This window comes from Sphingomonas sp. dw_22, assembly GCF_018449795.1.
In the GTDB taxonomy this organism is placed as follows: Bacteria; Pseudomonadota; Alphaproteobacteria; order Sphingomonadales; family Sphingomonadaceae; genus Sphingomonas.
On the sequence record NZ_JAAVVE010000024.1, the window covers coordinates 14,121 to 27,270 of the forward strand.

Genomic DNA, 13,150 nt, shown 5'->3' on the forward strand with positions numbered 1-13,150 from the left:
TCTAGACTGCCCCGCCGCGTTTTCGCACCGGGACCAGGTCGGCAAGATTGTCGTGAAGCGCGCCAAGGCTGGCAGTGAGCGCTTCGAACTGCTGGATCGAAAAGCCCCGGATGACCTGCGCATAGACGGGAGCGGTAAGCGCGCGCGCCTCGGACAGCTTGGCACGGCCCGCCTCGGTCAACGCCACTTCGATGACGCGATTGTCGCTTTCGAGCGGCGCCGAACAGATCAGTCCGGCCGCAGCCATGCGCTGGACGATACGCGTCATCGTCGACACCGGAATCACCGCCGCCTCGGCAAGCTGGCCGACGGCACGCGGCGATTGCTGCCCCAGCACCATCAGCACCCGCCAATAGGGGATATCCAGGCCGATCGTCCTTAGCTGGGCTTCGATCACCAGATTGTAGCGGCTGACCAGCCGGTTCAGCAGGTAGAACGGATATTTGTCCACCTGGAACGCCGGCGTGCCCGGGTCGGCCAGCTCTCTCGGATCGCTCTCCATCGTCTTTTCCCTAGCGCCGCAGCGCCTTTCGCCCAAGCGCAGTTTCGCCTCTTGACCGAATTGTTTGCAAATGCAAACTTCTCCGGACATAAAATATCACTCCAGGGACGGGAGACGAACGATGGTTGCCGATGCGTTGCAAGCTTTTGCCACCGGCGTGGCCGCGGGATCGATCCGCACGGTCGATCTCACCCAGACATTGTCGCCTGACACGCCCACGCTCGTGCTGCCGCCCGAGTTCGGCCAGTGCGCCGGTTTCAGCCAGGAGGAAATCTCGCGCTACGACGAGCGCGGCGTCGCCTGGTATTGGAACAACTTCACCGTCGGCGAGCATACGGGCACGCATTTCGACGCGCCGATCCACTGGGTGACCGGCAAGGATCTGCCGCAGAATGCACTCGACACGATCGACCCGGCCGAATTCGTCGCCCCCGCAGTGGTGATCGACGTATCGGAAAAGGCCGCTGCCGATCCCGATTACCTGCTTACCGTCGCCGATATCGAGGCATGGGAAGCGGAACATGGCCGCATTCCGCCGCGCAACTGGGTATTGCTGCGCACCGACTGGTCCAAGCGCTCGGTCGAGGATTATGTGAACCGCAAGGAGGACGGCGCCCATACGCCGGGCCCTTCGGTGGAAGCGGTGCAATTCCTGGTCACGGATCGCGATGCGCATGGCTTCGGCGTGGAGACGATCGGCACCGATGCGGGCCAGGCGCATCTGCTGAATCCCCCCTACCCTGCCCATGGCCTGTTCCACGGCGCTGGCCGCTACGGGCTCCAGTGCCTGACCAATCTCGACCAGTTGCCGCCGACCGGTTCGGTGGTGATCGCCTCGCCGCTCAAGATCGCCGACGGCTCCGGCAGCCCGTTGCGCGTGCTCGCCTTCGTGGCCGGCTGACGCGATGGCGGAGCGCTCGTTCGCGGCCGAGGTCAAGCAGCTCCGGCTGGGCGATGGCGAGATCTTCCACGGCGAAGGCATATTGGCCGTTACCAAGGCGCTGCTCCAGGCGGGCGTCGCCTATGTCGGCGGTTATCAGGGATCACCGATCAGCCATCTGATGGACGTGTTCGCCGACGCCAATACGCTGATGCAGGAGCTCGGCGTGCATTTCGAGGCAAGCGCGAGCGAGGCCTCCGCCGCGGCGATGCTGGCGGCGTCGGTCAATTATCCGCTGCGCGGCGCGGTGGCCTGGAAATCGGTCGTCGGCACCAACGTCGCTTCCGACGCACTGTCCAACGTCGCATCGGGTGGCGTCACCGGTGGGGCGCTGGTGATTGTCGGCGAGGATTATGGCGAAGGCTCCTCGATCATGCAGGAGCGCAGCCACGCCTTTGCGATGAAATCGCAGATGTGGCTGCTCGACCCCCGGCCCAGCCATGCGCTGATCGTCGATCTAGTCGACAAGGCTTTCGAGCTTTCCGAAGCCTCGAACACGCCGGTAATGCTGGAGTTGCGCGTGCGCGGTTGCCACCAGACCGGCAGCTTCGTGGCGCGCGACAACAAACGTCCGCCGCTCACTGTCGGCGAGGCCGCGGAGAACCCGACCCGCGACCTGAGCCGGATCGTGCTGCCGCCCGCCAACTTCCTCCACGAGGTCGAGAAGGTCGAACGCCGCTGGCCGGCGGCGCTTCGCTATGTCCGCGAACAACGGCTCAACGAATGGTTCGGCGCGGCGGAGGGCGAAGTCGGCATCATCGTCCAGGGCGGCTTGTTCAACACGCTCAACCGCGCGCTCGAACTGCTCGATCTCTCGGACGCCTATGGCAATGCCCGGCTGCCGGTCTATGTCCTCAACGTCACCTATCCGCTGATCCCCGAGGAGGTGCGCGATTTCTGCACGGGCAAGCGCGCGGTGCTGGTGATCGAGGAAGGCCAGCCCGAATTCATCGAGCATGAGCTCAATACGCTGGTGCGCCGCGCCGATCTGCAGACCCAGGTCGTCGGCAAGGCCGTGCTGCCCCGCGCCGGCGAATATAGCGGCGCGGTGCTGAAACAGGGCGTCGTCGAGTTCCTGCGCGCCTGGGCGCCCGCGCTCGCCCCCGCCGCGGCATCTCCGCCCAGCCCCCTGCCGATCGCGCCGTCCGACGTGCCGCAGCGCCCCGCGGGCCTGTGCACCGGCTGCCCCGAGCGGCCGATCTTCTCCGCGATGAAGCTGGTGCAGAAGGAGCTGGGGCAATTCCACGTCTCCGCCGATATCGGCTGCCACCTTTTCTCGATCCTGCCGCCCTTCCACATCGGCAACACGACGATGGGCTATGGCCTGGGCACCGCCGGCGCCTCTGCGTTCAAGTCGCGCGGCAAGCGGGCGATCGCGGTGATGGGCGATGGCGGCTTCTGGCATAACGGCCTGACCTCCGGCATCGGCAACGCCGTGTTCAATAAGGACGATACCGTCACGGTGATCGTCGACAACGGCTATTCGGCGGCAACCGGCGGACAGGACATCCTCTCCTCGCGCGCGGACAATGCGGTACGGCGCACCAAGCATCCGATCGAGCAGGCAGTGCGCGGCATCGGCGCCGAATGGGTGAAGACGCTGACGCGAACCTATGACGTGGCGAAGATGCGCGACACCCTGCGCGAGGCGCTGACCAGCAAGGAAGCCGGGCCGAAGGTCATCATCGCCCAGTCCGAATGCCAGCTCAACCGCCAGCGCCGCGTGCGCCCGGCGATGCAGAAGGCGATCAAGTCCGGACAGCGGGTGGTGCGCGAACGCTTTGGCGTCGATCCCGATACCTGCACCGGCGACCATAGCTGCATCCGGCTGTCGGGCTGCCCTTCGCTCACGATCAAGCCCAATCCCGATCCGCTGCGCCAGGATCCGATCGCGCACGTCGACAATAGCTGCGTAGGCTGCGGCGTGTGCGGCGAAGTGAGCCACGCCGCGGTGCTCTGCCCCTCCTTCTACAAGGCCGAGATCGTGTTCAACCCGAACCGCTGGGATCGCTTCCGCGACCGTTCGCGGCGCTGGCTGATCGGCGCGATGCAGCGCCGCGGCGAGCGCGCCACCGCGAAGCGGGCGTTTTGAGCATGGCGGCAACCGACGACCGGCAGCGGATCACGATCGCAGTGCTCGCACTCGGCGGCGAGGGCGGCGGCGTGCTCGCCGACTGGATCCTCGATGTCGCTGCGACGCAGGGCTATCGCGGCCAGGGCACCTCGGTACCGGGCGTCGCCCAGCGCACCGGCGCCACCGTCTATTATATCGAGCTCTTTCCGGGTCAGGCCCGCGCCAACCAGGAACCGGTGCTGGCGCTGATGCCGTTGCCGGGCGATGTCGATCTGGTGATCGCTTCCGAGCTGATGGAGACCGGCCGCGCGATCCTGCGAGGCTTCGTGTCGAAGGACCGCACCACGCTGATCGGTTCCACGCACCGCGTCTATGCGATCGACGAGAAGACGGCGATGGGCGACGGGCGCGCGAGCGGGGAACGCATCCTGGCCGCGGCGAACGAACGCGCGAAGCGGTTCATCGGCTTCGATATGGACGCAGTCGCCAAGCGCTCCGGCAGCCTGATAAGTTCGGTGATGCTCGGCGCGCTGGCCGCAAGCGACGCACTGCCCTTCCCGCGCGAAACGTTCGAGGAGGCGATCCGCTCGGGCGGCAAGGCGGTGGGATCGAACCTGGCCGCCTTCTCCGCCGGCTATGCCGCAGCCATCGCCGAAACCGAGGCGGCGCGCGCCGAGACGGTCCCACCCGAACCCACCACCGAAGCGGGGCGCGCGCTGCTGCGCCGCATCCGCGCCGAACTACCCGAGCAGGCACACGGCTTCGCGATCGAGGGTGTGCGGCGCCTGTCCGACTATCAGGATCACGCCTATGCCGGGCTCTACCTCGATCGCCTCGCCGGGATCCGCGCGCGCGACGACGGACGCGACGGGTCGCGGCTGACACGCGAGACCGCACGCCACCTGGCACTGTGGATGAGCTATGAAGATACGATCCGCGTCGCCGATCTGAAGGTGCGTGCCAGCCGCTTCGCCCGCGTGCGCGACGAGGTACGCGCCGAGCCGGACCAGCCGCTCGCCATCGTCGAATATATGCACCCGCGCATCGAGGAAGTCTGCGAGACGCTGCCCGCCGGCATCGGCGGCTGGGTGCTGGCGCGGCCGAATCTCACCGCCTGGCTGCGCCGCTGGTTCAGCAAGGGCCGGCGGGTACGCACGAGCAGCCTGCGCTGGTTCGCTATGCTGAGCCTGGTCGCAGGCATGCGTCGCTGGCGGCGGGGCACTTTGCGCTATCGCATCGAACAGGAGCGAATCGAGAACTGGCTCGCGCTGGTGCGGCAGACCGCCGAGACCGACGTCACCGCCGCAGTCGAACTCGTTGCCTGTCAGCGGCTTATCAAGGGATATAGCGACACGTTCGAACGCGGGCTCGGCAATTTCGAGCGGATCGTCGCGGCATGGCCAGGGCTTGCGGGCCGGCCGGATGCCGGTGCTACGGTTCGCCGCCTGCGCGAAGCCGCGCTGGCCGACGACGAAGGCAAGGCGCTCGACGCCATGTTTGCCGATCTGGCGGCGGGCTCGGTGAACAGCTATCGGCAGGGCTGATCAGGCACGGAGGCGATGAGGATCGAGGAAGCGCTCGCGCAGGCGATGGCACTGCTCCGCGCGGGGCAGGCTGAAGCCGCGGGCGCGCTGCTTGGCCGTATCCTCGCCGTTGCACCCAACGAGCCCGACGCACTCCAGCTGCTCGGCATGATCGCGCGTGGCCAACGCGACCATGCCCGTGCCGCCGAACTGTTCCGCCAGTCGCTCCGCACGCGGCCGGGACAGCCGCATGTGCTCAACAATCTGGGCAATGCGCTGCTCGACCTTGGCCGCACCGAAGAGGCGATCGAAGCCTATCGGGAAGCGGTGCGGCTACAGCCCGGCTATGGCGAGGCGCTGACCAATCTCGGCCTTGCGCATCTCGCAGCAGGCGCTCCCGCGCCGGCACGCGACGCGCTGGAACTTGCCGTCCGCGCCGATCCGCGAAGCGCGAAGGCCTGGTCGGCGCTCGGCCGGGCACTGCGCGGGCTCGGCCGGCTGGACGAGGCGCTGACCGCTTTTCGTACCTCGCTGGCCGGCCGCCCAAACCATGTACCGACGCTGCACAATTACGCCGTCGCGCTGCGCCTCTCCGGCGATGCCGGCGAGGCGGCGCGGATCCTGGAAGCCTGCGCCGCCGCCGATCCGAACTCGGCGGAGATCCGCTACAATCTCGGCCATTGCCAGTATGATCTCGGTCGGCTCGACGCCGCCGGGGCGGCGTATCGCGAAGCGCTCGAACGGGCGCCCGGCTATCGCGACGCGCACGACTCGCTCAACCGGCTCTATTGGGAGACCGGCGACTCCCGCTATCTCGCTTCCTATGTGGATGCGATCCGCAGCGATCCAGCCGATGCCGGACTGATCGCCGACCTGGCCAATCGGCTGAGCCTGGGCGGGCGGGCAGATGAGGCAGCGGCGTTGCTCGAGGGCGCGATCGCGCGGGGTGTGGATACCGCATCGATCCGCGAGCGGCTCGGCCAGGCGAAAGCGGCGCTGGGCGCGATCGAGCCCGCGCTCGATCATTTCCGCGCGGCGATCGACGCGGAACCGGCGAGCGATGCGCCCTGCCTCGAACTGGCGCGCGGACTGATCCTGCTCGAACGCTATGGCGAAGCACTGGACGCAATCGCGCCCGTGCGGGCACGGGCGCCGTTCGACCAGCAGGCAATCGCGTATCAGGGTCTCGCCTGGCGCTTTCTCGATGATCCGCGTGCAGCGCGCCTCAACGATTATGAGCGGTTCGTGCAAGGCCGCATCCTGACCCCGCCCGCCGAATGGGGCAATGTCGAGCAGTTCAACCAGCGGCTGGAATCGGTGCTCGCCTCTCGCCACCTGACCAGCCGCCACCCGCTGGAGCAGACGTTGCGTGGCGGCACCCAGACGATGGGCGAACTGTTCGACCGGCCCGAGCCGGAGATCCAGGCGGTGCGGCGCATGATCGAGGATGCGGTGCGCGACTATATCGCGGCGCTGCCCGACGATCCGGATCATGTCTTCACGGGTCGCCGCGGCGCCGGCTTCCGCGTCGCCGGCTCCTGGTCGGTGCGGCTGCGCAGGCAGGGATTCCACCTCAACCATCTTCATTCGGAAGGGTGGATCAGCTCCTGCTATTATGTCGGCCTGCCGCCTTCGGTGGCGCGCGAGGACCAGCGGCAGGGCTGGATCAAGTTCGGCGAGACGGGCCTGGGGCTGGGACCGCGCGAACAGGTGGCGAAAGCGATCCGGCCGGAAGTGGGGAAGCTGGTGCTGTTCCCCTCCTATTTCTATCACGGCACCTATCCGTTCGACGACGACGCCTTCCGCACCACCATCGCCTTCGACGTGGTTCCGGACTGAGCGTCGTTTCCGGCAACCTGAAATGAAAGCCGGCCCGCTTCCCCGACGTGGGGAGCGGGCCGGCGTGCCCTGTTTCAGCTTTTGCTTCGAAGCAGGGCCGAGGGTTCAGAGCTTGAGTTTGATACCGGCGAAGAACCGGATGCCGAGCGGGTCGTAGGTGCTCGGGAAGGTGTTGAGCTGTTCCTGCGAGCTGCCGAGCAGCTGCTGGTGGTTGTCGAACATGTTCACCACGCCGCCGAACACCGAGAAGGGCTTGACGTCCCAGTTCATCGACAGATCGAAATAATGCTCGGGGTGGATCACCGGCACGGCAAGCTGGGCCTCGGTGTTGATGCCGCGCGTGACACGGTCATCGGTAACCGCGCCGATATAGCGATACCGCAGGCTGACGCTGAGGTTGTTGTACTTCAGCGTCGCCCGGCCCGTGCCCTTCCAGGTGGGCAGAGGTTCGCTGCATGACAGGCCGAATGCGCCTGCGCACTTGATGGTCAGGCTGGAGATCGCCGCCACCGGGTTACGATCGAACCGGTTCAGCCAGTTCAGCGACCCGGCAACCGAGAAGCTGCTGTTGCCCCCGATCAGCCTGCTGACGTCGAAACGGTAGGAGGCACTGGCATCGATGCCGTCCGTCTTGATCGAGCCGATATTGTCGAACGGCGCGTTGATGCCGCCCGGGTTGCCGATCGTACCGTCAGGCAGGCGGACCACCGATTTGCAGTAGAAACTGTCGGCATCCTGGAAGACGTTATAGCAGAGATCCAGCACGCTCTGGAGCGGTGCGCGGAAGATCGCGTCGTTGATGGCGATGTTATAGTAATCGAGCGTGACGCTCATGTTCCGGATCGGCTGGAATACCGCGCCCAGCGTGTAGGTATCGGTGGTTTCCTCCGTGAGATCCGGATTGCCGCCGACGACGCCGCGAAGCTGGAAGCTCGGTTGGACACCCGAGCTGCCGATCGCGGCTTCCGGAACGCCGGTGGCGATGCAGAGCCCGCGGATCGTGGAGTCGCTGGCCGCGCTGGCAAGCGCGCACGGATCGGTCGCCGCTTCCGACAGACCCGACTGCGAGCGATAGAGCTCGTCCACACTCGGGGCACGGACCGCGCGCTGATATTGCGCACGCAGCATCAGCTGGGGAATGACCTGGTAGGTCGCGCCCCCGCCATAGGTCCAGACGCCACCGATATTGCCGAGGGAATAGTCGGAGTAGCGAAAGGCGCCGTTGAGCTCGAGCCCGTCGATAACGGGCACCCGCACCTCGCCGAAGATCTCCTTCACATTATAGCCGCCGCCCGAGACCACGCCGACATCCCCGATGCCGCCTTGGGAGGGAATGAAGAAGGCGGAGACGTCACGCCACTCGACGCCCGCAGCGAAACCCAGCGGACCTGCCGGCAGATCGAACAGCGTACCGGTGACGACGCCGGTCGCGACCTGCATCTCCGCTTCCTCGCTGCTCGTGGTACGGCCCGTTATGAACGCGATGCCCTCCGGAGAGATGTTAGGGCCGAAGATGTTGAGCGGGACGCAGCCATTGGCGCTGTTCTCGCAGACCAGCGTGCCGCCGCCCGCCACACCTGCGAACGGAAACGGGCTGGTGGCGCCGGTGGTCGGATTGCGGAACACGGTCGTTACACCCTGAGCGAACGCGGCCGACAGGATCACGCCTTCGGAATTTGTGACGTTCCGGGTGCGAGCATAGGAATAATAGGCGTCGTATTTGAGGTTTTTCAGGAAGGAGTCGCTCACCGATCCGAGATCGCCGCGCAGGCCGCCGACTACCCGCCATGCGTTGCGTTCGAACGTGGAGGTGCGAACCCCGCCTTCCTCGATACGGCGGCCGACGCTGAGCGTGGTGAAGCCGTCGTTCCGCGTGGCCGCGGTCGTCTCGGTCTCGTCGAGCGCGCGCAGCAGATTCTGCATGCCAGCCGTCAGGAAGGGGCTGTTGACCTGCAGGCGATAGCTGCCGCTGACCGGGGTCGCCGCAAACTGGGTATCGACGATGTTGTTGGTATAGATGCCTTCGAAATAGGCTTCGATACCCTCGCTTACCTTGTAATTGGCCATCGCGCCGATGATCCGGCGCTCCTGGGGCAATTGGAGATAATTGTCCGGATTGAAATTATAGCGATCGCCTGGCGCCACGAAGGGGCTGACCTGAGTGCCGGTATCGTCGAATTTGAAGCCGTTCGCGTCGACGTTGCTGAGGCCGAGCGCGGCGAGCGCGGAGACCACCTGGGGACGCGCGGCCAACTGGGCGCCCAGCGGAAGACCCGCGAAACGACCGTTGGGAATGCCCGCGCTACCGCCGCACTGAAGCGAAGGCACGCCGTTGATGACCGTATCTTCAAGGAAGCAGGCCGAGCGGTCGCGCGCGTCGGCCTTGAGCGGATCGCGCTTGAAATAGTTGAAATAGACGGTGGCGTTGCCGCGATCGTCGGCGAAATTGCCGCCGACGATGCCGTCGAAATTCATCTTGCCCGCATCGCCGGCCGCGGTGATGTCATATTGGCCGGTGAGCTCGAGCCCCTCGAAGTCCTTCTTGAGGATGAAGTTCACCACGCCACTGACCGCGTCGGAGCCATAGACGGCGGAGGAGCCGCCGGTAACCAGTTCGACGCGATCGACCAGCCCGGTGGGCACGGTGTTCAGATCGGTCACCTGGCGCGCATCGAAGAAGATGTAGCGGCGGCCGTTGACCAGCACGAGGTTGCGCTGCTCACCAAGACCGCGAAGGTTCACGGTGGCGACGCCGCTGCTCTCATTGTTGGTGAAGCCGGATTCGCCCGGCACGACCTGTGGCAGCGTGTTGAGCAGATTTTCCGCAGTCGCCGAACTGCTCAGCAGAAACTCTTCTGAAGAGACCTGCGAGATCGGATTTGCGGCGGTGAGTGCCGAGGTCGCGATGCGTGAACCCGTCACGACGATCGCTTCGCCTTCCTGGGGCGTTTCCTGTTCAGGCACCGCATCCGCAGTCTGGGCGTAGGCAGGGGCCGCAAGGCCCGCAATCAGTAGCGTGGTGGCGACACCGGTCAGGAACCGCGCGCGCCCGCTGATATTCGTCTTCGTCCTCATGTCTCAGTCCCCTCGAATTCGCTCACGCCCCTCCCGACGCATTTTCTCTGGTTGTTCCGGTCCTGCGAGACGAAGTGGGGCACTGTGCCGGGGCCACCGCGAGGCGATCCTGGTCCAGCGAAGCGAGTTGCGACGGGCGGGTCTAGACCCGGCCCACAGGCCGCATTCTCGGTCTGCAATGAGGCTCATGCAACGATGCTCCCCTTATTCCGCGACGGGGCTGAGCCCTCTATTCGCGAGATACTTTATGTATAAACTATCTGCCGCACCGCGCAAGAGAATTCTTTTAAGTTTAAAAAATCTGTCAGATTCAGATAGAGGAACGCCATCACAACGCACCGATTCGTTCGGTTTGAGGAATGCCGCACGCGGCCTGTCAAAATCGGAGGAGAGACAGTTTGAGCACGCAGAGCATGGAGCCGATTCTCGTCGATTCGCCCGGCACGTTGGCGGAAAAGCACGAGGACGCGGTTTCCGAACCGGCGGCCGTTCGACTCTGGCTGCGGCTGCTGACCTGTTCCATGACGATCGAAAAGCGTGTCCGCCGCAGGCTCGCGGAAGAATTCGACACCACGCTCCCGCGCTTCGATGTACTCGCCGCGCTCGATCGCCGCAGCGAAGGGATGATGATGGGCGAGCTTTCACAAGCGTTGCTCGTCACCAACGCCAATCTCACGGCGCTGGCGCGCCAGCTGCAGAGCCTCGGCTATCTGGAAATGCACCGCGATCCAAATGATCGGCGCTCGTGGCTGGTGCAGATCACCGATTCGGGACGCACGCATTTCCGCGAAGTGGCGACCGAGCACCACCATTGGATCGCATCGATGTTCGCCGGCATGAAGGCCGATCACAGCCAGCAGCTCTATGCGCTGTTGGCCGAGCTCAAGGAATCGCTCGCGGCCAGCGCAGAACGGAGCTGAACGATCGTGGCGACGCTTCCCGAACCCACGTCCGAACCGGTAATCGCAAGCCTCAAGCCCTATTATTGCGAGTTGCGGGCCGGACGGACGATTGCCTGGTGCAAATGCGGCCGATCGAAGCGCCAGCCCTATTGCGACGGCCGTTCGCACCTGGGCACCGGTTTCGAACCGATGCTCTACACCGTCGGCGACGAACCGGAGGAAGTGCTGCTATGCGGCTGCAAGCACACCGGCACCCCGCCCTTTTGCGACGGCACGCACAGCAACCTGCCCGGCGGCTATCGCGGCGACGACCGCAGCGATGAACACCGTGCCGCGCTTCGCCGTGCCGAATCCACTGCGGACGGCGTGCGGCAGCTCGACGCGCAATGCTATGTCGTCGCGCCCGCCACGACCCGGCCGCGGGCACCGGGCTTCTGGATCCGCAAGATCATCGCGCCCTCGCTTGGCGCGCAGCATCAGTCGCAATTCTATATGGAACTGGGATCGGGCAATTCACCCGTCCTCGCCGCGGGCGATCGCAGCGTCATCCTGTTCGTCGCCAAGGGCGAAGGACAAGTCGAGATTTCCGGCCGGCCCTTCGCACTGGCCGAGTCGGACGGCGCGCATGTGCGTGCGGGAGAGGCCTTTCGACTGACCGCGGATCGCCCGATGGTCCTGTTCGTATCGGCGCTGCCCGCAGCGGAAGCGCTCGACACGCTGGACACCATGCCGACGAATTTCGACGAGCGTCATCCCGATCGCGTGCGCGGAGTGGACGAAGCCCAGCGTTCGGAGATGGGGCCGCGCTATTTCCAGATGCTGGTCGACAAGAGCGTGGGATCGACCGACGCCGCGCAGTTCATCGGCCATATCCCGCCGTCACGCGCGGAGATGCACCGGCACCTTTACGAAGAGGCGCTGATCATCCTGTCCGGCGCGGGGATCGTCTGGAACGACGAAAGCTGCGCGCCGATAGCCGCCGGCGACGTGCTGTTCCTGCCGCGCAAACAGGCGCATTCGCTGGAATGCACGCATCCCGACGGAATGGACGTGGTCGGCGTGATCCATCCGGGCGACAACCCGGGCATCAACTATTAGGTCTTACGCGAGCAGCTCGCGATTGTCGTTGAGCGCGCCGATCAGCCGATCGAGATCGCCCGCGTCATTGTAGAAGTGGAAGCCGGCGCGGAGATTGCCGTCGCGGTGCGACGTGACGATCTGGCGCTCGATCAGCCGGCGCACCAGCGCGTCGGCATCGGTCGAGCGTATCGCGATCATCGGCCCGTGCGCCGCGATCGGCGTGGCGATCTGGAAGCCCTGTTCGGCGAAACGTTCCAGGGCGAGCGCCGTCAGCGCGTTCACCTGTGCCTCGATTGCCTGCGGACCCAGTTCCAGGATCATTCCGAGGCCGGCATCCGAGGCATAGCAAGGCAGCACCGGTGGCGTGCCCGCCTGGAAGCGGGACGCCGTGTGGCTCGGCTCGTTCTCGAAGATGCTCATCGCGCCGATCCGCTCCTGCGCGAACCAGCCGCTCATCGTCGGCACCAGCTTTCCGATCAGTTCGCGCCGCGCATAGAAATAACCGATCCCGGCAGTGCCGAGCAGATATTTATACGTGCCGCCGACGACGAAATCGACGCCGAGCGCCTTCACGTCGATCGTCTCTGCGCCGAGCGACTGGAAGCAATCGAGGATGACGAGGGCGCCATGGCGGTGCGCCATCTTCACGATTTCGCGCACTTCCTCATCGAGCAGCCGGCCGCCGTGGCGATAGCAGACACGCGACAGCGCGACGACGGCGGTGCGCTCGTCGATCGCCCGCTCGAAATGCTCCAGCGGGATGCGGCGATCTCCGTCTTCCTCGATGTGCTGCACCACCGCGCCGCGCGGCGCCTGCGCGTGCCAGATCTGGCCGCTGGTCGGGAATTCATAGTTGCTGACCAGCACCCGGTTTCGCGGGCCGGAGAAGTCGAGCGCGCTGGCGAGCGAATTGATTCCCGAAGAGGCGGAACCGGTGACCGCGATCTCGTCCGGCTCGGCGCCGATCAGCCGGGCCAGCTTGCCGCCAAAGGCAAAGGAGCGCTCCACCCAGGCGTCCCAGTCCGCGCCCACTTCGATCCGCCACGCCATATAATCGTGGATCGCCGCCTGAACGCTGTCCGCCAGCAGCCCGTAGGAACCGCTGTTGAGATAGGCGAGCCGTGGCAGCGCAGCAAAGCGCATGCGTACCTCGCTGAAGCGGGTTTCCAAAGTTTCTTGTGCAGGTGCGGAATCGAGGCTGGACATTCTCGCGCT

The 13,150-nt window shown here is 65.5% G+C and carries 9 protein-coding genes; 6 read left to right on the top strand and 3 right to left on the bottom strand.

The annotated features are described in order from the left end of the window. Position 1 precedes the first annotated feature (1 nt). On the bottom strand, positions 2-502 hold the full coding sequence (locus HB724_RS11960) for a MarR family transcriptional regulator (RefSeq protein WP_213981170.1): 501 nt from the start codon (positions 500-502) through the stop codon (positions 2-4). 121 nt (positions 503-623) lie between these two features. On the opposite strand from HB724_RS11960, the gene HB724_RS11965 reads away from it, so the two are divergent. From HB724_RS11965 to HB724_RS11980, 4 genes are read left to right on the top strand one after another with little or no spacing between them, the layout of a single operon-like run. Then, positions 624-1,403 (top strand): cyclase family protein, encoded by a 780-nt coding sequence (locus tag HB724_RS11965; RefSeq protein WP_213981171.1) that lies wholly within the window; start codon positions 624-626, stop codon positions 1,401-1,403. A gap of 4 nt (positions 1,404-1,407) precedes the next feature. Then, positions 1,408-3,534 (top strand): indolepyruvate ferredoxin oxidoreductase subunit alpha, encoded by a 2,127-nt coding sequence (locus tag HB724_RS11970; protein WP_213981172.1) that lies wholly within the window; start codon positions 1,408-1,410, stop codon positions 3,532-3,534. Positions 3,535-3,536: 2 nt separating this feature from the next. Continuing rightward, positions 3,537-5,060, top strand: a complete 1,524-nt coding sequence (locus HB724_RS11975) for an indolepyruvate oxidoreductase subunit beta family protein (RefSeq protein ID WP_213981173.1) — start codon at positions 3,537-3,539, stop codon at positions 5,058-5,060. A gap of 15 nt (positions 5,061-5,075) precedes the next feature. After that, positions 5,076-6,878: a tetratricopeptide repeat protein gene (locus tag HB724_RS11980; RefSeq protein ID WP_213981174.1), complete on the top strand. Its 1,803-nt coding sequence runs from the start codon at positions 5,076-5,078 to the stop codon at positions 6,876-6,878. Positions 6,879-6,983: 105 nt separating this feature from the next. Here HB724_RS11980 and HB724_RS11985 read toward each other — a convergent pair whose 3' ends face one another. Further along, entirely contained in the window at positions 6,984-9,953 is a 2,970-nt protein-coding gene (locus HB724_RS11985; RefSeq protein WP_213981175.1) for a TonB-dependent receptor, read from the bottom strand. A gap of 359 nt (positions 9,954-10,312) precedes the next feature. On the opposite strand from HB724_RS11985, the gene HB724_RS11990 reads away from it, so the two are divergent. Together HB724_RS11990 and HB724_RS11995 are read left to right on the top strand one after the other, a co-directional pair. Then, positions 10,313-10,873 carry a MarR family transcriptional regulator gene (locus HB724_RS11990; RefSeq protein WP_256731477.1) on the top strand — a complete coding sequence of 187 codons (561 nt, stop codon included), beginning with the start codon at positions 10,313-10,315 and terminating at the stop codon, positions 10,871-10,873. Positions 10,874-10,879: 6 nt separating this feature from the next. Beyond that, entirely contained in the window at positions 10,880-11,953 is a 1,074-nt protein-coding gene (locus HB724_RS11995; RefSeq protein WP_213981176.1) for a cupin domain-containing protein, read from the top strand. 3 nt (positions 11,954-11,956) lie between these two features. Here HB724_RS11995 and HB724_RS12000 read toward each other — a convergent pair whose 3' ends face one another. After that, positions 11,957-13,078, bottom strand: a complete 1,122-nt coding sequence (locus HB724_RS12000; protein ID WP_213981177.1) for an aminotransferase class V-fold PLP-dependent enzyme — start codon at positions 13,076-13,078, stop codon at positions 11,957-11,959. Positions 13,079-13,150: the final 72 nt, after the last annotated feature.